Source organism: Neobacillus niacini NBRC 15566 (assembly GCF_001591505.1).
Taxonomy (GTDB): Bacteria; Bacillota; Bacilli; order Bacillales; family Cytobacillaceae; genus Neobacillus; species Neobacillus niacini.
Genome location: NZ_BCVA01000009.1, coordinates 18,072 through 40,184, shown reverse-complemented (window position 1 = coordinate 40,184; position 22,113 = coordinate 18,072). Strand labels below are relative to the sequence as shown.

Here is a 22,113-nt window from a genome sequence, read left to right as displayed (position 1 = left end):
TATCTTACACCTTATTTAGTCAATTTTTGCTTTTCCTCATCTATATCCTTCATTACATCATCCGTTAATTCACGAGTTGATTTTTTGAATTCTTTCAATGTTTGTCCGAAGGCGCGTCCAATTTCAGGCAGCTTCTTAGGTCCAAAAATAATAAGGGCTAGAGTTAAAATAAGGATTAATCCTGGTATTCCAATATTTGAGAACATTGATTTACATCCCCTTTAGTTAATTATCTTTCTACTACGATTATAGTACTGAACAACAGTTTTGAGTAAAATATCCGCAATAATTCATATTAATTTCACATTATCTAAGAAAACTTATCTAAATGTGATTTTTTGCATTTATTTCTCTACCATTTACTCTTAACAATTTACCAAGAACCACACCTGAAGTCAATGTAAAATCCTATTTTGAATTGTATAAATATTTTGACAATTGGTTATTTACCATTTATAATTTCATCAAGAGAAACATATACTATTTTAAACTTATTACGAATGGATGTGATGAAGATGGAATTTTCACTCAGTAGTTTTGATGGAGCCCTGCCAGTTGAAGTAACCATCGATGAAGATAACGGCAGGTATATGATTCGCAAAAGCGACAGCAGCGGGGAATATTTTAATAGCCCAAATGAATTAATTCAATGGGTGAAAGCACATTTCCACGAGGAAGACTTCTGCCATCCAGATGAATTCAGAGGAATGCTTGATAAATTAGCAGATTATGAATTAAACGGATCCTACTTTTAAAGTGAAAGAAGCATCAAAGCGATGCTTCTTTCTTTATGAAGCGATGTTCCTTGCTTCACTCATTGCGATAATGATTTGACGAACTTCTTCTGCCATCTCTTTATAGTCTTTATGGTTATGAATTATAGGATCGATTCGGTAGCCAATGGTTACTTTAATTTGAGCAGGCTTTATTAACCGCCCATTCTTCTCAAAAATATCCGCAGTACCTTTAATAGCAATTGGTACAATTGGCACTCCAGCGTCTTGTGCTAGACGAATACCTCCCACCTTAAAGGGTTGGACAGGTCCTCCCTTGCTTCTCTTACCCTCAGGAAATATAACAAGTGAATGACCTTCTTGAAGCAATTGAACACCCTCTTTCATGCTGTTAAGTGCTTGCTGGTGATTCTTACGATCAATAAGTATACAGTTAATCGTGTTGAGCCACGAAGATAAGATAGGCACTTTTTTTAGCTCTATTTTTGAAACAAAACCGAAAGGTTTATCAATGGTACCAAGCAGAACAGGAATATCAAAATCGCTTTCATGATTCGCAATGAACACAACCGGTCCCTCCGGAATCAACTCCAAACCCTCTACCACTACCTCTGAGCCTGTTAATTTCATAAATTTCTTAGAAAATTTTTTTGGATATTCATGAGCTAGCTTATCACGTTCCTCAACGGGTAAATGACTCGCTTTCTTTATTCTTGCTAGCTGCGGAATGCTGTAGATTAGAAATCCGCTAATATACAAAAAGCATGTGATCAGCCTAAACATGATTGCCTCCTTTTTACGTTCTAAAATATTATAAAGCAGGAGAGTTAAATTTGTTTAGGTGAAATGATATTTTTTTAGAAATGAAAAAGACAGCAAAATCATTGGCTGTCTTTTACTATACGATCATAAATTCTAAATTCATATTTGTAGGGATTTTTCTCATCCTTAATGCCTTTTTCACTGGAAATAAACTTCCAATCTCGTTCATTGAACTCTGGGAAATAGGTATCTCCCTCAAACTTTTCGTAAATATGTGTTATGTAAAGGCGGTCTGCATGTTCAAAAGTTTCTTTGAAGATTTCTGCACCGCCAATTACAAAAATTTCATCATCCTGATTTCGGCAATATTCCACAAATTCCTCCATCGAATAGAAAATTGTTACATCATTGCTCTTATAATCTAGCTGACGAGTAATCACAATATTTTCTCTGCCGGGAAGTGCCCGGCCAATAGATTCGTGCGTTTTTCTGCCCATTGCAATCGGGTGTCCCATAGTCGTGCGTTTGAAGAATTTTAAATCCTCCGGTAAATGCCACGGCAATTGATTATCCTTGCCAATGACTCTGTGTTCATCCATTGCTACAATAAAGGATATCATACGGAGACTACTCCTTTAATATGTGGATGTGGGTCATATCCTTCTAGCGTGAAATCTTCAAATTCAAACGAGAAAATATCCTTAACGTTTGGATTGATTTTCACTTTTGGTAATACCCTTGGTTCGCGCTCCATTTGCATTTTCACTTGTTCCAAATGGTTTTGATAGATATGAACATCACCAAATGAGTGTACAAATTCACCTGGTTCTAAATCACAAACCTGAGCAATCATCATGGTCAATAATGCGTAAGATGCAATATTGAATGGTACACCAAGGAATACATCTGCTGAACGTTGATACAGCTGACAAGATAATTTCCCATCGACTACGTAAAATTGGAACAAGCAATGACACGGTGCTAACGCCATTTTATCTATTTCTGCAACATTCCAAGCATTTACAATCAGTCTGCGTGAATTAGGATTGGTTTTAATTTGATGAATTAACTCACTAATTTGGTCTACTGTTGTTCCGTCGGCACCGGTCCATGAACGCCATTGATGTCCATATACTGGCCCTAGTTCGCCGTTTTCATCAGCCCATTCGTTCCAAATTCGTACACCATTATCCTGCAAATAACGGACATTGGTATCTCCATTTAAAAACCATAGTAGTTCATAAATGATTGATTTTAAGTGTAACTTTTTTGTAGTTAATAAAGGAAAGCCTTCTTGTAAATCAAATCTCATTTGATAACCGAAGGTACTAATCGTCCCTGTTCCAGTACGGTCTCCCTTTTCATGACCATTCTTCAAAACGTGCTCACATAGTTCTAAATATTGCTTCAAAACTGACACTCCCTTGTCTCGCATTCATGTTGTTCATTTTACCATAATGATGGCGTAAGTATAACCCTACATCTTACCATATCCGGAATATTAGTGTAGTCCTTGAAAGAAGTCATACGTCTGAGGAGCTAGTTCTTTTAATTTAAACTTCGTTTCGTCATTTAAGTAGTACATGGCAAAAGTTTCAGCAAAATATTCCTCTACGTGCAGGATAAAATAAGAGTTTCCAGGAAACATTATTCCCCTTTCTGCCTCCCAAACCGATTGGAATTCTTTATTTTTACTAATATTTTGGAATACTAGATGATCAATCGAATGTGCAATTTCATGTAACTCTAAATTGACAGAGCCGTGGCCTTTTCCCGTTTCGCTGTGCCCTATTTTCACCAAAACCACCTGCGAGCCGCCAATTCCAGGTACTTCATCCCACGTGGTTTGTGAGTTATACCCTCTTGGTACCTTCCCTGCTAAATATCTAGCTGTTTGATTATCGGTTAATTTTCCAGTAAACAGTTTAAGGGTAATGTCTTGTTCGTTAATTTTCTCTAAAAGACCTTCAGGCAAATTTGCCATCCTAGTGATAATTCCAGCAGCCGCTTTTTCATCAAAAAATCTTTTTGGTAATAAAATCATTTCGTTTAATTGTTGGAGCGAGGATTTATTATTAATTAATTGATAAAGTTCGGAGTTTTTTGGATAATCACCGAGCTTAATACTATCAAAAGAGGCTTGTGAAGTGGTAAACATCGATAAAAACAATCCAGCTATGATGGAGGAAACAACCCATTTACGCATATTATAATCCTCCTAGTAAATTAGTCCTTTACTAGAATTATAACATGGTAGATTGTGCGGGATAATTGGTAATTAATTGGTGGGAATCGTTAAACACAAAGAAAATCTGCCCGAATAGGACAGATTTTCCGACAAACTCTATACTTCTAACCCATAATTCCGGCAAAGTGCAGCTAATCCTCCTGAAAATCCACTTCCAATGGCGTTGAATTTCCATTCGCCGTTGTGACGATAAAGCTCACAGATAACGACAGCTGTTTCCACCGAGAAGTCCTCACCAAGGTCAAAACGGAGAATTTCACGATTGGTTTCTTCATCAAACAACCGGGCGAATGCATTAGAAACCTGTCCAAAATTTTGGTTCCGAGCGTCTGCTTCGTGAATCGTTACAGCAATCGCAATACGGTGTACATGTGGAGGAACCTTGCTGAAATCAATTCTTATCTGCTCGTCGTCCCCGTCACCCTCACCTGTGCGGTTATCACCTGTATGCTCTACTCCTCCAGAGGAATGAGCTAAATTATTATAGAAAATAAAGTCTAGGTCTTGAGTCACCCGTCCATTGGCATCGGTTAAAAATGCAGAGGCGTCAAGGTCGAAATCTTGACCGCCATGATAGCGGTTTGTATCCCATCCCAGCCCGATAACAGCCTTTGTTAGTCCTGGATTTGTTTTTGTAAGATCAATTCTTTGTCCTTTAGATAAATTGATGCCCAACTACCTCACCTCTTCAGAACGTAATAGTAGAGGAACAAGCAAAGCCTGTTCCCTAAAGATTAAGAATAAGAACGCACTACTTCACTTAAGCTTGCAGCGTTTGTACCAGTTCCAACAGCTGCAAATTTCCACTCTGTGTTGTGTCGGTAAATTTCGCCAACCACTAAAGATGTTTTGCCGCTGTAATCATCTGATAGGTTATAACGAATCATTTCTTGACCATTGGATGGATTCACCACTCGAATAAAAGCATTACGAATCATCCCGAAGTGCTGTTTTCTTTTTACACAATCATAGATGTTAACAACAAATACAAGTTTCTGAACATTAGCTGGAACTCGGCTTAGTTCTACCATTACTTGCTCGTCATCACCGTCTCCATCACCTGTTAAGTTGTCTCCAGAATGCTGAACGCTGCCGTCTTTGCTTTTCAAATTACCAAAGTAGATAACGTCATTGTTGTTTTGAATCTTATCATTTGCACCTAGCATAATAACAGAAGCATCACAGTCTACATTAGCACCGCCGCCTGCTCCTCCGCCGCCAAACAATCCGCCAAAGAGACCGCCGCCTCCGCTCTTACCGCTTTGAACTGGGTCCCAGCCTAAACCTACCATGATTTTAGATAGTCCTGGATTCCCTTTTGTTAAATCTACTCTTTGACCTTTTTGTAAGCTTATAGCCATAACTTTCACCTCATAAATAAAATTTTTATAGTTAACAATCAATTAGTATTGTTGTTTCAATTTTTTAAAGTTGTCCTGCAGTTGTTCTAGACGTTTTGTTCCTTCAACGCGCAGGCGTTTGTTTTCTTCTTCGATGGCTCTTGTTTCCTGCATTCCTTTAATAATAATGTTCCAGGATTCTTCGATGGTTTCGATTTTGATGCTTGGACCTCCTGCAAGTCTTGCTATATCTGTGCTTTGCTTTGAAATGTTTTGGGCATTTTTCAGTAGCATTTCATTGGTACGCCGATCGAGTTCACTCATCGAATCAGCAACAAGCTTTTGTCTTTTTGCAGCAACCGCCTGAATGAGCCCGTTTTTAAAGATTGGAATTGTTGTTACGAAAGCAGAATTAATTTTTCCAATCAACTTTGTATTTCCCCGTTGCAGCAAGCGGATTTGCGGTGCTGTCTGCAATGATACCATCTTTGCCATTTCAAGGTCATAAATTCGCTGCTCTAAAGCTTCAATCGAATTTCTCAACGTATCCAATTGCATCGAAGCAATCTGATCACCTGCAGCAACACGTGCTTCGAGCTGCGGCAGCTGATTGTTTTTAAGTTCTTCAACCTTCATTTCACCTGCAACCACATACTTTTCAAGGGTCAGATAGTATTGATAATTTTGCTCATACATTTGCTCTAGCATTTTGGTTGAATCAACCATTTCATGCTGATACTTGGATATTTCCACGTATACCTTATCAATTTCAGAGCCCATGGTTTGGTACTTTCCAAAGACCTTTTCAATCATCTTTTCACCCTTTTTGAAGAGCTTTCCGAAAAATCCAGTTGAAGTTTTTTGAAAGTCCTTTGGGTCGAATTTATCCATTATTCTGGTGAGCTGCTTAAGAAGCTCACCAGAATCCTCAACCTTTGTCGTCCGCATATTACCTAAGATTTGATCAGAGAAACGGGAGATTTGCACAGCAGGCTCTTTCCCAAACTCCAAAATTTTTATTTGGTCTCGCTCATCTATAGACCTTGCGAGGTTCTGAACTTCTGTTTCCTTCCTGAGGGCAAGCTTAATGTCTGAAATCTTTGCTTCACTTAGTGTTTCCTCTGTCATTAAGTTTGCAGATTGATTTTGTGGTAGATTCACTAGTTAATCTCCCCTTAAATTTTTTATAATTCCTTGAAAGAACTTTCTTTTGAGTTTGAAAGGTTCTTTATACTCTAATTCAAAAACCACATCCTCAAGCCAGTGCGTATCAAATAGATTTTCATTAAGGAAATTTTCAATATCATTATGGCCTGGCGGATTATATACGATAATATCAATACCAAATTGGTTTAATAGCAGGATAAGGGCAGCGTCTGATCTTGATAACATACCGCGGCATTCATTGTTATAAATGATTAACTTTGGCACATGCTGTGAATAATCAAATTTCTCCATCAACTGGATAATTTCCTTTGGGGTAAACATAGCCTGACTAAATAAATAAATGCTTACCTCTTCCATGCTTTCCCCAGGTAAAGACTTTAAACCCGGACGCTCACAAATTCGTCGAATCGCATTCGCAATCCCCTTTTGTAACCCAGTCGGTAAGAATGAATACGGCCAATAATGTGCCTGCAACATCATTTCCGGGTTCAACAATCCATCTCTGCCAAGTGCGTTCCGGTAGTGAAAGCGAAAATCATTCGAGCTTGACCATGTAAAAGGTAATTGGCGAATCAGCATACTGTGTTCGAATTCTATAAGGTTTTGAATTCGGTCCCAATACTCTTTACGATTTTTACTTACACCCTGTATTTTAGCAAACAGGGAAGGAATTTTGACTTGTCCATTCTCTACTTCAAAGCCGGGCCGAACCATTGCCATTTCTTTTCCGAGTATAAATAATTCATCATAGGTTGTTTTTAAGGTAATTGAAGATGGAGTATATTCCCTTAATTGCCACGGTTTATATAAACCTGAACCTTCCTGATTAAGAATCGTCTCAATCTCTCTTGAGGCACGATAAGCAACAGTGGTTTGACGATTTCTTTTCTCTTTAGGAAATGGTTCCGCTTGTTGTTTATTTGGATAATGGTGCGTAAAAATTTCCTCATCTAGATACCCATGTAAAACATCCTTGCCTTCAGGATGAAAGATAACTAAATCGCAGCCAAGTTTCATTAAATAATACAGAAAATAAGGCTGACTTCTTTTCATATCGCCGTACCATAAGAATTTAGGCAATTCCTTTTTAAGATCAATGGTATCTAATAAAGGATTTAAGTGGTTCATCGACCATTTAATGACGTCAACTAAAACCCTTCTTAGTTCGTGATTTTTTAACCCGTCCTTTTCGCGCTGGGCAAAAAGTTCGAGCGTGCTGATCATCGCTTCCCTTACTTTTCGATGAATAGCTGGGATACTTGACTTATACAACAGCCGTTCACCATCAAGAAAAGCGGTGAATCGATTGATTGAAAGCTTCTGTTCTTGACTGATATTCAATACCTTTTGAATCGATTGAAAATGCTGATTATCCATGTTTTTATTTAGTGATTCTTCACTTAATAAATGTAAGCGACTTTCAGCGGAAGACACATAATCAAAAAGCTGGTTATAGTACTCATCACTATCAATTGGAATTCCAAGGAATTTCGCTAGTACTTGACCAATCTGTATACTTCCCTGCTCAATTGAAAATCCTGGGCGTTCTGACAGGGGCATTTTCAGCATATCAAGCCAATTTTCAAATGTAAGGGATACGGGTCGAACATTCATTTGGTTGTATGGTAAATTCATTCATAATCCCTTCCCTCATAAAAGCGAAAGATTTTTTGTACGTCACAGTAAAATTATGTAAGGGTATTCTTTACCATCATATCACAGTTAAAAAATTGGTTCATTGTTTATACGAAAGTAATCGTAAAATGTTTCATTACTATGTAGAAAAAAGCAGTTCATTTCTCCCCTAAGTAATTTACTCACTTTTCACCTTTTTCCTTGTCCTTACATATGATTGAGTACTTAGATATAAGTAGGTGACTAAATGAGGTTTTTATATAAGCGGCCAAGAATGGAAGATGTTAGCGAGGAATTAAGTATCATTATGAATTTAATGGTGTCGAAAACCTTCGTTATGATCGATTTGTTCTGGTTATGCTTACTTTTTACTCTGTTTCTTTCTCCCGTTCTTGCCAGTATTAGTATGTCTATTTTATTTTTTTGTGGTTCTTTTACTCTGTTTTGTTCAATCTATTTTTACTTCTTTTACCCATATATTAAAGATAGTTAAATACTGAGTGTTAAAGCCTTTAGGAAATGCTGGAGTATTTCTTCACCAGCAGCAACACCGAGCTGGTTTGTCAGCGTGACATCAGCTGGTCCCTTCACTTTAAGGAGCTCTCCATGACTTGGGACGAATCGATAGCGGCAATTCTTTATAAAATCCCAGTCTAAAATAGAATCACCTGCGCCCGCCATTGCTTCCATTCCTTCTCGGTTACAAATAAACTCAAGTGCCTTCCCTTTGCTAATGGCAGTTGGAATAAAATAGAGTTTTCTCCCCTGAAGGCTCATTTTCCATCCATATTTGGCTGTAAGCCCACGAATTTCTGTGAGTTCTGATGGGGTCGGAAGACAGTTTAAAATATAGTAAAAAAATAGGTTATCAGCCTGCTTTCTTTCCCCATCCAACATAATTCCAGCCATTTCTAACGCAAGGAGTAACTCTTCCTCAGCTGCACTTCCATTTTTCAACTGAAACATTAATTGTTCAGACCACTCTTTTAAAGGTTCCCCATTATACAAAATATGTGCTCCATTTGTCGTAATCGCATAGGACAATGGTATTTCTTTTTCAAAAATGACAAAACGTTTAAATTGTTCTGTTGTTCTTGTTGTAACCGGTATAAACAAGCTGTGCTGGTTCACTTCTTTCAATATTGAAAAAGCAGCTTGTGTCATATATCCTGCCCATTTTCCCTGATTCATTTCAACTGGCTTTAACACAAGATTCTCTGGCATTCCGAATTCTTCAATTGCTCGATCAGAATACATCAGTGTGCGGTCAAGATCCGATGCAATTATCATTTACTAATCTCCTTAACCGATTTAATTAACCCCATACACAAATAATTCATTCTAGGATATATCTCTACCTCTACTCCTTTTTCCTCAGCAAGCATGAGAATATGTCTCACATAAGGACTTGAAGGATCGCGCATGAGGATTTTCCATGGGACTCTTCGAAGCAGTACTCTTGTTGTTTCACCGACGCCTGGTTTGATATAATTCGTGCTTCCTATTTCATATTCAGCTTGGATGGTTTTAACATCCTGCATACCTGCAAATTCTGCATTCAATTCCTCGTATACCTTTTGTAAAGCGGTTTTCCCTGCTTCTTGGCTGATGGCGGAAAATTCACCAGCAATTAACTCAATAAAATCATTTGATACATCGCTTGGAAGAAGCTCACGGTAATACTTTGCTCCATGGAAATCGTTTTTCCCAATATAATTGGTGTTTAATACCGTTCGGCTTACAAGGCCAGAGACGGTCGAATTTAAACAAGCACTTGGAATGAGAAAGTCTTCTCTCGTTCCAAAAAGCGTCGTACATTGTCCAGGGTCGGCAATGACTGCAAGTTGATCATCAAGCTGTATATGATATTTTTCATAAAATTCTCCGCACGCCTTTGTTAATTCGAGTGAAATGGCCCCTTTTCCTGTCCAGCCATCCACGAACTGAATGTTACCCTCTGGGTGATTTTTAAGGATATAATGTAGTGCATTCTCGTCGATACCTCTATCACGGATAATGGAGACACTATAATGAGGTAAAGATATGCCGTAGCGGAATTTAATATATCTTTTAATTAGAATTCCAACCGGCGTTCCTGCCCTGGCAAGAGATACGAGGATGGCTTGATTACCCTTATTTCGGTAGATTTGCTCGGCCACAATACCCACGCATAGTGCGACTTTTGATTTATAATCATTGGCAGTACTCCAAAACAAATCCACATATTCCTTTGGAGGCTGGTATTCTATCGGCAATGATTCACTATAATGCTGACCAGATTGAACTCTCATTTCACGATTCACAGTGGAGTCTTCAAGCTGAATAGAACTTAAATCCTTTAATAGAAAAAGAACATCATCCTCAGAATAGCTTCCCATTTTAGCAGGTTGATTGGTTATCATCGACATTCTATCACCACCCCTATTATCCTGAGAAAAAGACGATTTTGATCGACTTTAACTGTAATGTTTCCATTTGTTTTAATAATGGTTGAAGCTTTTCAGCCTCTACTTTCCGTTCAAATAATACAAATAATTCATCGTATTCACCTGGAGGAATATTGTAAACAAAATTAGCAATATCCTGATCCTCAGGATTAGGAAAACTTATGCCGTATCTTGCCCCATACCCTTCGATGTTTTGAATATATATTGGACTTCTAGTGGTAGATTGATAGAAGACGTTTTTACCCATTGCAGCAGCCAATTTCATAGGAATATACATGAATTCCCCGGTCCCTAAACATAATGTTTTGGATCCCTTTCTGTGCTGCCTCAACACTCCCGCTGCATTAAATATTTTCTGATGAAGACCAGCATTGGCATTGCTGTCTATCCCAAAGCGGCCAGTTCCCTTAATATAGTTAGTCTTATTTCCAGTTTCAGCATATTCTTCCTCAAAAAAGGAGGATAAAGAAAATACTTCCACTTCTGTACTTATGCCTATCTGTGCATTAGATTGATCCTCAACTGGTTTAAGTATTTCAATCTCATTAACATGAACCTTACCGCTCATTAAGCTTACGACATTTATATTGATCCCAAGTGTTCTTTCAAGTTGTGTAAATTGTTGTTTGTTTTCCTCAGATCGCCAGTCTAATATTGACACAACGGTATAGTCTTTCCTAGGAAACTGCGAATGTATCGATTGGATAATATTGATTGCCGTTTTTCCAGTGGTCATTTCATCATCCACTAAAATAATTTCTCGCTGATTATTAATCATGTCTATCGGAATATAGCAGCGATGAGAGGTAGCATGTGAATGCTCTTCTTCAAAGGTTATAAAAGGTGTTAGATTGCCTATCTCTTCTCTTGTTGTGTGAAAATACTCTCCTTCTTCAAAACAATCAAAAAAGGAGTGTCCAAGTGAAGTAGCCGTCTCTGCAAATCCAATCACAACCGGGTTTATAAACTTAGGGATAAAAGAAACACTTTGAAAATCTGTCTCTTTTTGACCAAATGAATGGATCAAACTCTCTATTAATGGACAATTCAAATTTTTTATACTTTCAGCATATCTAGCTGCAAGTAAAGCAGCTGTTAAAAGACCTTTTTGCGGTTGTACAGGCAGATGTTTTCCGAGAACCTTACTTACAAACAAAAACGACCGTTTTTTATTAATTCTTGCTGCCATTATAAACAGTTCTTCAAGAGTTAACCGATATGGATTAGCCGTTACTTCAATGTCAACATTAATTTTGTCAAGAATTGTATACGTAAACGTCTTTTTTGATAAGGTCGATATTTGTGTATCCTTCATGTAGCACCCCGTAAAGCTGAGATTTTAAAATGGTCTTTTTCGCCCAAAACAAATGAGGCTTAACTTCATTCATTTTATTGGAAAAATTACTTTTCCTCACTCCATTTTCCCTTTGATTTGCATTAACAATTGAACAGGCGTCAATATATTCCTCGTATGTTACCACGTTAAGTGCTTGCACTGCTTTAATATGAGTCGGATGAATAATAGTTTTTCCTGTAAGGCCATTAGCGACATCCATTAACACTTCTCTAATTAAACCATCCATATTCTGGTCAATTAATTCAGCCCGCCATTTCAAGCCATCATCCCCATATCGTTCGCGAAAAGGAGTCTGTCTAAGCTGCGGTTTTAACATCCTTGGTTTAGATGAGAAATACTCCCAGACCGGTCCTGAAATCACATAAGGACTTTCTGAACGTTGGAAAACATTTATAATATCTGTTATGCAATCTCGTAAAACAGCAATCTCATAAACAGTGGTATCCACACTTCGGCGAATTCCATACAATCCACAAAAATCTGTAGCCCCAATTCGAACATTTAAGATATTTTCCTTATAGCGGTCAAGAAGATTTTTTATTGCCATTAATTCAGTCATTCTTGTTTCTTTATGTATTATTTTATCACTTTCCAGAATAGGCATGGCATAAAAAGGCTTGTGGTCTTTGTGAATTCTAACCACCTCTGCTAATAATTCACCACCAGACTCTGCATTAAATTTCGGTAAAACCACCCCCGTTAACAACTGGGTAGCATCGCCTAATTGTTCCTTGATTCTTTTAAGCTGCTCGATATTCCGAATACGGATAAACACTAGAGGCAGGTCGTCAATGGTCAAATATTTTTTATTGATTTCACCCTTTAATTTTAGGAGTTCCTCAACAAGCAGCCTTTCCGCTTTTTCAACCTCCATATCACCAACGGCGTCTTCTAGGTCAATTACAAGGGAAGTTAGACCTTCATGCTTTTTTGAAAGAAGATCTTGATGAATATTTGGACGAGTTGCCGGCATGTATAGAGTTGCACCAAGTCCATAGGATAAAAGCTCCCGATCACTATATTTGGTAAAGTCCATTGGCTTTTGAAAGAATAAAGCCTCAAGCTCATTTTCATAAAAATAGGTAAAATGCTTCATTCTAAATGACTCCTTTAATAAAAAAGAATGGGGACTGACTTTCGTCTGCTCCCCATTTTATGTCGTACGACCATAATTATGATTCTTTGCCCACTTCTTTCTTCTTGTTCATGAAATGAACAACAAAAGTAGCTCCAAATACAATTAGTAAAATAACAAAGAATGTGATATGGCTAACATGAATTCCGAAGACACCGGCAAACATCTTTGCAGATATTAGTAGAATCAAAATATATGCTGATGTCTCAAGCTCTGGAATACGGTCGATTAAAGCCAAGAATACTCCGGCAACACCACGCATCATAAGAACCCCAAGCATACCGCCAAGCAACAGCACCCAAACTTCATTGCTAATTCCGAAAGCAGCTAGAACACTGTCAACCGAAAAAGCAATATCCATTAATTCTACTGCAGCAACAGTTCCCCAGAAGGTTCCAAATAATCGGATGAGCAAGCCCTTCTGGTTAATCCCGTGCTCTTCTTCTTCTGATTCTAATGCCTGATTGGCTTTCCGTTTATCAATAAAATATTTAATTGCTAACCAAGCAAGATAAGCAGCTCCTAAAACTTTAACCAATGTAAATTTAATTAAATATACCCCTATTCCAATTGCGATAAAACGGAATATATAAGCACCTAGTAACCCATAAAAAAGTGCTCTTTTACGCTGTTCTGGCGGTAAGTGTTTTACCATTACTGCTAGAACAAGAGCATTATCGGCTGATAGTAACCCTTCAAGAATTACTAAGGTTCCGATTAATCCCCAGTTAACCGGATCTGAAAGAACCTCCACCCAATGCTGCCAGTCAAAAAATAATGAATATGTTTCAATAATACCTTCCCACATTAAAAAAATTCCTCCCGGATGTATATGTTTTCGTTCAAAGACCCAGCTAACGCTGGGTCTTTATTCTAGATGTTATCCTACTTGTAATCCGAAGTCTGTAGCAAGAGCTGCTAAGCCGCCTTGATAGCCGCTGCCGATTGCGCTAAACTTCCATTCCCCGTTATGACGATATAATTCGCCGACAACAACTGCTGTTTCGATAGAGAAATCTTCACCTAAATCATAACGGATCAATTCTTCACCTGTTGATTCATTGAAAATACGAGCATATGCATTAGACACTTGACCAAAGTTTTGGTTTCTAGCTGCTGCGTCATGGATTGTAATTGTGAAGGTAACACGTTGAATGTTAGCAGGTATTGCTGTTAGATTGATGTTTACTTGTTCATCATCACCATCACCTGCACCAGTACGGTTATCCCCATTATGTACAACTGCACCATTTGCACCTTTTGGATTATTGTAGAATACGAAGTCTGTTTCGTTTGTAACCTTGCCATTTTCACCTAATAAGAAAACGGATGAATCGAGGTCGAAATCATTTCCGCCATCATATTTGTTCGTATCCCAGCCTAAACCAACTACTACATTTGTTAACCCAGGATTCGTTTTCGTTAAATCAACTTTTTGACCTTTTGATAAACTTATTGCCATTTTTTCATTCCTCCATTTTAGGTAATAGTCTATATACGAGATTCTCTAGGAAAGGTTTCAATAATGAAAAAAAATTTTTTAATATTATTTCGCAAATCATTAACTCATCCATTTTGGCGGGGTATTTTTATCCCAATAGATAGACCCTAGCTCATGATGGCTTTGAAAACCGTCATGATAGGTATGGTAATGAAAATTAAACCAGTAACCAGCTTGAGGTGGATTGTCCCTTCTCACATGAAAACGAAGAACATCCATATTTGTTTCACGATTTTTAATATTAAAGATTTTTTCTGATTGCCCCTTGCCAGGAGTCTCTGTAATAGCTAAATTTAATAAATCCTCCGTTGGGAATTGAGCAGCTGTTTCTTGCAAAGCTTTTTCGATATTTGGCATAATGATTTCCCGAAACTCATTTTCAATTACAGGTTTAATCCTCGTACCAAATTTTTGATAGGATTGCAGCTCTGCTTTCTTGATCAACTCTTCGAGTAATTTTTCCTTATCTACTACTTTTTCTGTTTCAAAAAAGCTGTTTTCCTGAGCATAGCCTCTTAACAGCGCAGCTTCAATCGTATCTCTCTCTGTAGGTTTCTCAGCATTGACGTTATTTATTAGTTGGGTAGGAGTAATAAGACCAAATGTTAAAATTGAAACGAGTACTACAAACGATTTACGAATCCATTTATTCATCTATATTTTCCCCTTTGTTCCTGGAAGAATTGGGTTAATTTTTCCGATATTTTTTAACTCTTACCAATTATTATACTTCTTTTGGCGGCAAATTGGAAAAATCATTTCTTACAGAATGATAGAAATTCTTATTTTTCTAGGTAACCAAAGTGAAATTTAGCGGTCTTTCTCTTTAATACGTGGAAACTAAATTTTTCAAATCGTTTACTTTTAAAGTGGTCTTTTAACAAGACTCTCTTTTTTGATACTCTCAATGCCTCTTCTATTGTTTCCTCATTCAAATCATCGTAAAGAGCAATATGCCCCAATGCCCTGATCCCATCTGATTCAAGGATAGACTCATCAAACATCGGGTCAAAATAGACACAATCGACGGATTTATCCGGCAGAGATTTTAAATAGTCCAGTGCATGACTGTGAATAACCTTTATACTAGCCATCGCTCTATTCATATCGAAAATTTCCGAATCCCAGGTTTTCAGTCCTTCCTTGACCAAAAATGCCAAAAACTTTTGAGCCTCAGTGCCTGTCACCATCCCTTCATCCCCCACTAAGTAACTTGCCACAATCGAATCTGAGGCAAGACCCAGTGTACAATCCAGGAAAGTCATTCCCTTGGTAAGTTGTGCTGCTTCAGCAAAGGGGTCGTGTTCACCGTTTGCCAGCCGCTTGATTCGAAACATCGCTGAATTTGGATGGAAAAAGAAGGGCTGCTCCTCTCCTAAGGAAAATAGTTCAAGCCTTTCTTTTCCTGCAACAATACACTCACTGTTTGTTTCTATTTGTAACGTCTGAATCGACTTTTTTCTGCGCGGTATGTACAGCACTGCTAATTTATCTGCTATTTCTATTGCCTTTTCAATCATTTGCTCATTGGTTCGTCCTGCCGTTGTGACAAACATAACAATCAAAAACCTCCAAAAAAAAGGACGTCGAATGACATCCTTTTAGCAATTGGAATTAAATGCAGCCTTTAAATTATCCATTATGGATTCCATAGGCATTCCTTCAATATCATGCCGTGGAATAAAGTGAACCACTTTATTTCCCTTTAATAATGCCATTGATGGTGATGAAGGCTCAATTCCTTCAAAATACTCGCGCATTTTTGCTGTTGCTTCTTTATCTTGTCCAGCAAATACCGTTACAAGATGATCAGGCTTTTTCTCGCTTGTTAATACTGCTTGTGTGGCAGCAGGACGAGCAAGTCCAGCTGCACAACCGCAAACTGAGTTTACAACAACAAGCGTTGTGCCACTTGCACTCTCCATATAATTTTCAACTTCTTCAGCGGATGTAAGTTCTTGAAATCCTGTTCTTGTTAACTCCTCACGCATTGGTAAAACCATTTGCCTCATGTATTCTTCATAAGCCATTGACATTATAAAAACCTCACTTTCTATATTTGCAGTGTACTATATCTAATTTACAAAGTGCAATTCCAATTAACTTTCTGTTTTCCGTGCCTCAGTCATTTGCTTCCAGACAGAACCTTTTGCAGCCTCGCCGCCTTCAATTCTTTCGACCGCCATCTTGATTTGCATGCTGACCTCAAATTCAGAGTCATTTTCTGCTGCCTTCAATGCCGGCAATACTGTTTCATCACCTACTTCATACAAAAACATTGCAGCCCGCCAACGAACTAATTTGCTTGAGTCTTGTAGTGCTTTCGCCATCTCTTCATTGGCTTCAGGGAATCCAAGGTCAGATAAGCAATCACCAGCAGTCCTGCGAACGGTAACTGTCTTATCTTTTAATGCTTGATATAAATAAGGCAATACCGCTTGGTCCTTAATCATCCCTAAATAAACGGTAGCCAGTCGGCGTATTGATGGCTTTTCATCTGCTAAGGCTTTTTCTAATACGGGTAAATCTTCAAGTTCAGGATCATCCATTTGTTCAAGCAATTGATAGCGAATCTGCCAATCTGGATTTCCAAAAGATTCCAGTGTTACTTTTTTGCGTTCTCGTATTGGCTTTGGTTTAGCTGCGAATTCCTTTACTTGTGCTTGGGATACTAAATCCTCGAGCCGCTCTGCAGGATAAGCTGCCATTAATTCTTCTATGACTTCCTGACCAATTTGATCAAAATCTCCATAGCGAACACCGAGAGCATCCCACCTGCGAAGCAGAATATAATTTTCGTCTGGTAGCTGAGCTCGTTCTCTAGCTTTTAGAAAGTATTCAGGCATCCCAAACCGTTTTTCTGTCGTTCCATCTGTTAGCTTAACCTGAAGGGGAATATCCTTAAACATTTGAACCTCAACCTTGATTTCACCAAAATGTTCGTATACTTGGTTACCGGTTTGTCTTGATTGCTCAGCTGTTTCCCCAAACGCCTTACGGACTTGCGGCAGCAAATCCTTCCAGTCGAATTTCGCATTGCGTTCAACCGCTAGGAAATCTGCTACATGATAAACACCTTTGATTCCCTCAACTTGGAAGATATTTTGGATTACATCCGGTGCAGTGGCCGCTGTTTCTTTTTTATAATTATGGCTTTTTCCCATTGGCAGTTCTTGGTCTAAAATAATTTTCATTGTATTTGGGCTTGGAGTTGGTTCAATACCCTTTATTTTCACGAAATTCACCTAATTCTTTAGTTTCTCTTTACAAGTTTAACATAATGGTGATATTTCATTCTAGAAATTGGTCTTGTGGATGGGGACCAACGTCATATATTTTTTTTCGATGATAAAATTGATTTTTCACCGAATTATTCTATTTATCGTTGATAACCCAATTAACGCCGATATAATTTTTCCCTTTAAAAAAAGCACGTCATCGACGTACTTTTTTACTCGCTTTCCGCTAGTTCAGCTAGATATTCCCATCTTTCGATTAAATACTCAAGATGCTCGTTCAATTCTGATTCTAGTTTCATTAATTCCTGGGCTTTTGTGAAGTCACTGCCTGTGTTCCCTATTTCTTCGGCAACTTCTTCTAATCGAGCTTCTGTTTTAGCAATGACTTCATCTATTTCTTCCCACTCTTTTTTCTCCTTATAGGTCATTCTTTTCTTTTTTTCCTTTTCAGGAGCTTTAACCGGTACGGGCTTATTAGTTGCTGTCTTCTTCGCTTCAACAGCTAATTCTTTTTCAAGATACTCACTATAATTCCCATAGAATGAATCAATTAGGCCTTCACCGCGCAAGACTAGCAGCTGGTCTACGACTTTATCTAGGAAATAGCGGTCATGGGATACCGTAATTACCACTCCGGGAAATTCTTCTAAGTAATCTTCGAGCACCGTCAATGTCTGCGTATCAAGATCATTTGTCGGCTCGTCCAGTAAGAGAACATTTGGTGATGTCATTAATAACTTTAACAAGTATAACCGACGCTTTTCTCCTCCAGATAATTTCCGTATTGGTGTTCCATGAGAAAAAGGCGGGAATAGAAAACGTTCAAGCATGAGTGCTGCAGATAATGTTTTACCATCAGAAGTTTCCACCACTTCAGCGGTTTCTTTAATGTATTCAATCATCCGCTTGTTTTCGTCCATATCTTCGCTTTCCTGAGTATAATAAGCAATTTTAACTGTTTGACCCATGATAAATTCACCTTCATCAAGCGGAAGCTTTTTGGCCAGAATGTTCAACAATGTTGACTTACCTGCCCCGTTCCTGCCGATAATCCCAAGTCTGTCTCCTGGTTTTACTAGCAGATCAAAGTGTTTTAAGATTGTTTTTTCTCCATAACGCTTAGTCGCATCCTTAAGTTCAAATACCTGCTTCCCAAGCCTGCTGCCATTTAACGAAATATCTACCTTTTCACCTGTCGGCTTCCCGCCTGAAAGCTTATCTTCCAATTCATCGAACCGCTGAATTCTTGCCTTCTGCTTAGTTGTTCTCGCTTTTGCACCTCGCCTCATCCATTCAAGTTCACGTCGAAACAGGTTTTGTTTCTTCTCAAAGGTCGCAGCCTCATTTTCTTCACGGATCGCTTTTGCTTCTAAAAATGCAGCATAGTTTCCTTTGTAGCTATAGAGATTTCCGCCATCAAGCTCAAACATCCGGTTAGCAACCCGGTCTAAAAAGTAACGGTCATGTGTAACAAGAAGAATGGAGCCGCTATATCGGCTTAAATATTCTTCCAGCCATTTTACAGAGTCAAAGTCTAAGTGGTTCGTAGGTTCATCCAGAATAAGTAAATCAGGCTCAGCAATCAGGACCTGAGCTAGCGCTACACGTTTCTTCTGACCTCCAGATAGCTCACCGATTTTTTTTGTGAAATCCTCAATTCCGAGTTTCATTAAGATCGACTTGGCATTTGTACTTGCATCCCATGCATTTAAAGCGTCCATCTGCTTTTGTAATTGGAATAAATCCTCTTGAACCTTTGTATCATTTGGAGATGTATTCAGGAGCATTAGTGTTTTTTCATATTCGCGCATTAACCTTAGAATAGGTGCTTCGCCATGAAAAACCTGTTCTAGTACTGTTTTAGCTGGATCTAATTCGGGTTGTTGGTCTAAAAATGCAATCGAGTAATCCTTACCGGTGATAATTTTTCCCTCATCCGGCTGATCCAAACCTGCAATAATTTTTAAGAGTGATGATTTTCCTGTCCCATTAATGCCAATTAATCCGACTCTCTCTTTTTCACCGATGGTAATGGAGATGTTGTTAAATAATTGTTTTTCCCCATATGTTTTTGTAATATTTTCTACTGTTAGCATTTTCATCGGTCCTGACCATCCCATTCTAGATAGAATTGTTCTAAAAAGTCCACCATCGTTTGATGACGGCTTTCTGCCATTCCTTTTGCAGTATCTGTGTTCAATAAATCCTTCAACTTTAGTAATTTTTCATAGAAATGATGAATACTAGTTGATTTTCCTTTACGATATTCTTCCAAACTCATTTCCTCACGCACATTTATGCTGGGATCGTAAATGGGTTGGCCTTTTTTACCGCCATAGGCAAATGTTCTCGCAATCCCAATAGCACCAATTGCGTCCAACCGATCCGCATCCTGAACGATTTTTGCCTCGATGGTTTTTAGTTCCGTTTTACTTCCACCTTTATATGAAATTGTATCAATAATTTGCACAATAGCAGCTTGTACCTCATCAGGTAAAGCAATACTTTGTAAAAATGAATTCAGTTTGTTTTTCCCCGCTTGGACACTATCATTAAGCTTTTCATCAGGAACATCATGCAAAAGTGCCGCCATTTCAATAACAAATGCGTCGCCCGCTTGTTCTTGTTTGCATATATGTAATGCTGTCCGTCTGACACGGTCAACATGGAACCAATCATGTCCTGTTGCATCATCACCTAATTGACTGCGGACAAACGTTTTCGTTTGTTCTATCATTTGATCCATCATATAAGACACCTTCCTTCATCCTTGCTATTTTAACATGAAAAGCAAACAAAAAATAACCCCGATAACTCGGAGTTATTTTTTGTTCGCTTGACGGCCGCTCTTTTTTTGGCTTTGTGACTTCGTGTTACCAATTGTATACTCACCGCCAAATTCTACATCATTTTTTTGGTCTTGTTTCTCAATCTCTTCACGAGTCAAATTCTTATTCTTCATGAAAATTACCCCCTTACCTAAAATGAACTGCCATTTTAGTATGCTCACTTGGGGATAAAGTTATTTCAGGCCATTGTGCCAGCTGATACCAAGAGTATTCTCACCTGCATGAACACCAATTACTGCACCCAACGGACAGGTAATAACGTTTAACTCAGGATATAATCGCTCTAATTCCACTTTCCATTCATTTGCTTGTTCCTGATGTAAGCCATATAAAATATATACTTCTTTAAATTTATTTTTCTCATAAGAGGATTTAAAGTAGTCAAGAATCCTTTCCTTGGCCTTCTTATCACTTCTCACTTTTTCTTTCGTGTTAAGGGCGCCTTCTTCTATGGAAATGATGGGCTTCACGTTAAGCATGCTGCCTAAGAAGAACTGTAAACCAGACATCCTGCCGCTCCGATGAAGTTGTTCTAGACTTCCAATTAAAACATACGTCTCATTTGTGGTCTTTAGTATTTCTAACTGGTCCATGACAGATTCAAGGCTATTACCTGCCTCCATCAATTCCATTCCTTTTTTTAATAAAGCGGTCATAGGTGCAGTTAGAATTTGAGAATCAAGGGTTTTAACAGGAATATTAACCAGCTTTGCCGCCTGTTCACTTGAAGATACGGTACCACTGAGTTTTCCTGATATCAGAACTGCTGCAACCTGGTCATAATCCTTGGAAAGTTTTTCGTACAATTCCTGGAAAACACCTACTGCTGGCTGTGAAGTTTTTGGCGGCGACTTAAGATCCTTTAATCTAGCAAAAAGCTCAGCAGCTGTTAAATCAATCCCGTCAGCAAATTCCTCACCATCTAATAATATCGTTAACGGTATTGTATACAGGTCAGGATGATTTTTTAATTCTTCATCTAAATATGCCGTACTGTCTGTTACCCATGCCGTTTTAACCAATGTGATCTCCCCCTAAAATTGGTATGAGGTCCTAATATCTAGTTAAAACAATCGTACCTTGAAATCATTTTCTTGTAAATATTTATAACGCAAAAAACCAGCTAAATAAAGCTGGTTTCACTCTAGTTAACAAATTTCCCTAAGGTATGATTGTAAGTGTTCATTGGTCTTTATCATGAAATCGATCATTTCCACTATATCATCCATCTGGTCCTCGCTGATTAGTCTGTCAAATTCAATGGAAATACAATTCCGAATGAGTGATTTTGAAGGTGTAATCGTTACAGAATGACTAAACTGTCTTGTTCCACCCCAAATATCAAAGAAAATTTCACGTATTCTCTGTAATTGAGCTTCATTGGTAATAGTATCATAAAAGAATTGCAGCTTTATCTTACATCCAGACTGTTGCTGTGCCAATGAGTTTGGCAGTAACTCTGCTGCAAGATTAATCAACTCTGCTTTAATTTCCAATTTAGCTGCTACAATAGCTGGTTGAGTTGAAGAGTTATGAAAGTCAATATCGAAGCTGCGGGACATTTTCGCCATATTTATGATATCATTTCGGTCTGTAATGACAATCTCACCCGATAAATCTAAATCATATAACGCACCTTCAACGACTACTTTCATATTATCGAAAGCGGTAGGGTCAAACATTCACTCACCTCTAGTCT

General features: G+C 38.1%; 25 protein-coding genes. 1 reads left to right on the top strand and 24 read right to left on the bottom strand.

The window, feature by feature from the left end; all coding sequences use genetic code 11:
• Positions 1 to 11 precede the first annotated feature (11 nt).
• Positions 12 to 206, bottom strand: a complete 195-nt coding sequence (locus BANA01_RS09965) for a twin-arginine translocase TatA/TatE family subunit (protein WP_045524138.1) — start codon at positions 204 to 206, stop codon at positions 12 to 14.
• 309 nt (positions 207 to 515) lie between these two features.
• Here BANA01_RS09965 and BANA01_RS09960 point away from each other — a divergent pair, with 309 nt between their 5' ends.
• Positions 516 to 755 (top strand): hypothetical protein, encoded by a 240-nt coding sequence (locus BANA01_RS09960; RefSeq protein WP_034677108.1) that lies wholly within the window; start codon positions 516 to 518, stop codon positions 753 to 755.
• A gap of 33 nt (positions 756 to 788) precedes the next feature.
• On the opposite strand, the gene BANA01_RS09955 is transcribed toward BANA01_RS09960, so the two are convergent.
• From BANA01_RS09955 to BANA01_RS09850, 23 genes are all read right to left on the bottom strand, one after another.
• Complete coding sequence (locus BANA01_RS09955) at positions 789 to 1,517, bottom strand: lysophospholipid acyltransferase family protein (protein WP_034677110.1); 729 nt, start codon at positions 1,515 to 1,517, stop codon at positions 789 to 791.
• 98 nt (positions 1,518 to 1,615) lie between these two features.
• Positions 1,616 to 2,116, bottom strand: coding sequence for a dihydrofolate reductase (locus BANA01_RS09950; protein ID WP_034677112.1), 501 nt, complete (start codon positions 2,114 to 2,116; stop codon positions 1,616 to 1,618).
• Positions 2,113 to 2,907, bottom strand: a complete 795-nt coding sequence (locus tag BANA01_RS09945; RefSeq protein WP_034677114.1) for a thymidylate synthase — start codon at positions 2,905 to 2,907, stop codon at positions 2,113 to 2,115. The genes BANA01_RS09950 and BANA01_RS09945 overlap by 4 nt, the downstream gene beginning before the upstream one ends.
• Before the next feature lie 90 nt (positions 2,908 to 2,997).
• A complete protein-coding gene (locus BANA01_RS09940) occupies positions 2,998 to 3,702 on the bottom strand; it encodes an anthrax toxin lethal factor-related metalloendopeptidase (RefSeq protein ID WP_034677116.1) in 705 nt (234 codons plus the stop codon).
• 138 nt (positions 3,703 to 3,840) lie between these two features.
• Complete coding sequence (locus BANA01_RS09935) at positions 3,841 to 4,419, bottom strand: TerD family protein (protein ID WP_034677118.1); 579 nt, start codon at positions 4,417 to 4,419, stop codon at positions 3,841 to 3,843.
• A 59-nt stretch (positions 4,420 to 4,478) separates the two neighbouring features.
• Positions 4,479 to 5,105 (bottom strand): TerD family protein, encoded by a 627-nt coding sequence (locus tag BANA01_RS09930; RefSeq protein WP_034677120.1) that lies wholly within the window; start codon positions 5,103 to 5,105, stop codon positions 4,479 to 4,481.
• 42 nt (positions 5,106 to 5,147) lie between these two features.
• Entirely contained in the window at positions 5,148 to 6,212 is a 1,065-nt protein-coding gene (locus BANA01_RS09925; protein WP_052106444.1) for a toxic anion resistance protein, read from the bottom strand.
• 36 nt (positions 6,213 to 6,248) lie between these two features.
• Positions 6,249 to 7,886, bottom strand: a complete 1,638-nt coding sequence (locus BANA01_RS09920) for a YceG family protein (RefSeq protein WP_052106443.1) — start codon at positions 7,884 to 7,886, stop codon at positions 6,249 to 6,251.
• A gap of 489 nt (positions 7,887 to 8,375) precedes the next feature.
• On the bottom strand, positions 8,376 to 9,176 hold the full coding sequence (locus BANA01_RS09915; protein ID WP_034677124.1) for a hypothetical protein: 801 nt from the start codon (positions 9,174 to 9,176) through the stop codon (positions 8,376 to 8,378).
• Entirely contained in the window at positions 9,173 to 10,294 is a 1,122-nt protein-coding gene (locus BANA01_RS09910; RefSeq protein ID WP_034677126.1) for a cysteine protease StiP family protein, read from the bottom strand. Before BANA01_RS09910 ends, BANA01_RS09915 begins: the two co-directional genes overlap by 4 nt.
• A gap of 16 nt (positions 10,295 to 10,310) precedes the next feature.
• Complete coding sequence (locus tag BANA01_RS09905; protein WP_034677128.1) at positions 10,311 to 11,648, bottom strand: phosphoribosyltransferase family protein; 1,338 nt, start codon at positions 11,646 to 11,648, stop codon at positions 10,311 to 10,313.
• Positions 11,590 to 12,786, bottom strand: a complete 1,197-nt coding sequence (locus BANA01_RS09900; protein WP_034677130.1) for an HpcH/HpaI aldolase/citrate lyase family protein — start codon at positions 12,784 to 12,786, stop codon at positions 11,590 to 11,592. The genes BANA01_RS09905 and BANA01_RS09900 overlap by 59 nt, the downstream gene beginning before the upstream one ends.
• 76 nt (positions 12,787 to 12,862) lie before the next feature.
• The gene (locus BANA01_RS09895; protein WP_034677132.1) at positions 12,863 to 13,633 is read right to left on the bottom strand and encodes a TerC family protein; all 771 of its coding nucleotides are present in this window, start codon (positions 13,631 to 13,633) and stop codon (positions 12,863 to 12,865) included.
• A gap of 72 nt (positions 13,634 to 13,705) precedes the next feature.
• Positions 13,706 to 14,287, bottom strand: coding sequence for a TerD family protein (locus tag BANA01_RS09890; RefSeq protein ID WP_034677134.1), 582 nt, complete (start codon positions 14,285 to 14,287; stop codon positions 13,706 to 13,708).
• Between the two features lie 99 nt (positions 14,288 to 14,386).
• Positions 14,387 to 14,980, bottom strand: coding sequence for a YpjP family protein (locus tag BANA01_RS09885; protein WP_034677136.1), 594 nt, complete (start codon positions 14,978 to 14,980; stop codon positions 14,387 to 14,389).
• A 128-nt stretch (positions 14,981 to 15,108) separates the two neighbouring features.
• Positions 15,109 to 15,882, bottom strand: coding sequence for a class I SAM-dependent methyltransferase (locus BANA01_RS09880; RefSeq protein WP_034677138.1), 774 nt, complete (start codon positions 15,880 to 15,882; stop codon positions 15,109 to 15,111).
• A 45-nt stretch (positions 15,883 to 15,927) separates the two neighbouring features.
• A complete protein-coding gene (locus BANA01_RS09875) occupies positions 15,928 to 16,362 on the bottom strand; it encodes a BrxA/BrxB family bacilliredoxin (RefSeq protein WP_034677141.1) in 435 nt (144 codons plus the stop codon).
• Positions 16,363 to 16,425: 63 nt separating this feature from the next.
• A complete protein-coding gene (locus tag BANA01_RS09870) occupies positions 16,426 to 17,562 on the bottom strand; it encodes a conserved virulence factor C family protein (protein WP_034677143.1) in 1,137 nt (378 codons plus the stop codon).
• A gap of 215 nt (positions 17,563 to 17,777) precedes the next feature.
• Positions 17,778 to 19,667, bottom strand: coding sequence for an ABC-F family ATP-binding cassette domain-containing protein (locus BANA01_RS09865; RefSeq protein WP_034677145.1), 1,890 nt, complete (start codon positions 19,665 to 19,667; stop codon positions 17,778 to 17,780).
• Complete coding sequence (locus BANA01_RS09860) at positions 19,664 to 20,314, bottom strand: HD domain-containing protein (protein WP_034677147.1); 651 nt, start codon at positions 20,312 to 20,314, stop codon at positions 19,664 to 19,666. Before BANA01_RS09860 ends, BANA01_RS09865 begins: the two co-directional genes overlap by 4 nt.
• A 72-nt stretch (positions 20,315 to 20,386) precedes the next feature.
• Positions 20,387 to 20,527, bottom strand: coding sequence for a hypothetical protein (locus tag BANA01_RS29880; protein WP_169803677.1), 141 nt, complete (start codon positions 20,525 to 20,527; stop codon positions 20,387 to 20,389).
• Positions 20,528 to 20,587: 60 nt separating this feature from the next.
• Positions 20,588 to 21,436, bottom strand: coding sequence for a DegV family protein (locus BANA01_RS09855; protein WP_034677149.1), 849 nt, complete (start codon positions 21,434 to 21,436; stop codon positions 20,588 to 20,590).
• 126 nt (positions 21,437 to 21,562) lie between these two features.
• Positions 21,563 to 22,096 carry a hypothetical protein gene (locus tag BANA01_RS09850; protein WP_034677151.1) on the bottom strand — a complete coding sequence of 178 codons (534 nt, stop codon included), beginning with the start codon at positions 22,094 to 22,096 and terminating at the stop codon, positions 21,563 to 21,565.
• Positions 22,097 to 22,113 lie beyond the last annotated feature (17 nt).

Bases quoted from the DNA above. Each gene is read 5' to 3' on its own strand.
- BANA01_RS09965 (WP_045524138.1), bottom strand. From the start codon at position 206: ATGTTCTCAAATATTGGAATACCAGGATTAATCCTTATTTTAACTCTA.
- BANA01_RS09960 (WP_034677108.1), top strand. From the start codon at position 516: ATGGAATTTTCACTCAGTAGTTTTGATGGAGCCCTGCCAGTTGAAGTA.
- BANA01_RS09955 (WP_034677110.1), bottom strand. From the start codon at position 1,517: ATGTTTAGGCTGATCACATGCTTTTTGTATATTAGCGGATTTCTAATC.
- BANA01_RS09950 (WP_034677112.1), bottom strand. From the start codon at position 2,116: ATGATATCCTTTATTGTAGCAATGGATGAACACAGAGTCATTGGCAAG.
- BANA01_RS09940 (WP_034677116.1), bottom strand. From the start codon at position 3,702: ATGCGTAAATGGGTTGTTTCCTCCATCATAGCTGGATTGTTTTTATCG.
- BANA01_RS09930 (WP_034677120.1), bottom strand. From the start codon at position 5,105: ATGGCTATAAGCTTACAAAAAGGTCAAAGAGTAGATTTAACAAAAGGG.
- BANA01_RS09925 (WP_052106444.1), bottom strand. From the start codon at position 6,212: ATGACAGAGGAAACACTAAGTGAAGCAAAGATTTCAGACATTAAGCTT.
- BANA01_RS09920 (WP_052106443.1), bottom strand. From the start codon at position 7,886: ATGAATTTACCATACAACCAAATGAATGTTCGACCCGTATCCCTTACA.
- BANA01_RS09915 (WP_034677124.1), bottom strand. From the start codon at position 9,176: ATGATAATTGCATCGGATCTTGACCGCACACTGATGTATTCTGATCGA.
- BANA01_RS09910 (WP_034677126.1), bottom strand. From the start codon at position 10,294: ATGTCGATGATAACCAATCAACCTGCTAAAATGGGAAGCTATTCTGAG.
- BANA01_RS09905 (WP_034677128.1), bottom strand. From the start codon at position 11,648: ATGAAGGATACACAAATATCGACCTTATCAAAAAAGACGTTTACGTAT.
- BANA01_RS09900 (WP_034677130.1), bottom strand. From the start codon at position 12,786: ATGAAGCATTTTACCTATTTTTATGAAAATGAGCTTGAGGCTTTATTC.
- BANA01_RS09895 (WP_034677132.1), bottom strand. From the start codon at position 13,633: ATGTGGGAAGGTATTATTGAAACATATTCATTATTTTTTGACTGGCAG.
- BANA01_RS09890 (WP_034677134.1), bottom strand. From the start codon at position 14,287: ATGGCAATAAGTTTATCAAAAGGTCAAAAAGTTGATTTAACGAAAACG.
- BANA01_RS09885 (WP_034677136.1), bottom strand. From the start codon at position 14,980: ATGAATAAATGGATTCGTAAATCGTTTGTAGTACTCGTTTCAATTTTA.
- BANA01_RS09880 (WP_034677138.1), bottom strand. From the start codon at position 15,882: ATGTTTGTCACAACGGCAGGACGAACCAATGAGCAAATGATTGAAAAG.
- BANA01_RS09875 (WP_034677141.1), bottom strand. From the start codon at position 16,362: ATGTCAATGGCTTATGAAGAATACATGAGGCAAATGGTTTTACCAATG.
- BANA01_RS09865 (WP_034677145.1), bottom strand. From the start codon at position 19,667: ATGAAAATGCTAACAGTAGAAAATATTACAAAAACATATGGGGAAAAA.
- BANA01_RS09860 (WP_034677147.1), bottom strand. From the start codon at position 20,314: ATGATGGATCAAATGATAGAACAAACGAAAACGTTTGTCCGCAGTCAA.
- BANA01_RS29880 (WP_169803677.1), bottom strand. From the start codon at position 20,527: ATGAAGAATAAGAATTTGACTCGTGAAGAGATTGAGAAACAAGACCAA.
- BANA01_RS09850 (WP_034677151.1), bottom strand. From the start codon at position 22,096: ATGTTTGACCCTACCGCTTTCGATAATATGAAAGTAGTCGTTGAAGGT.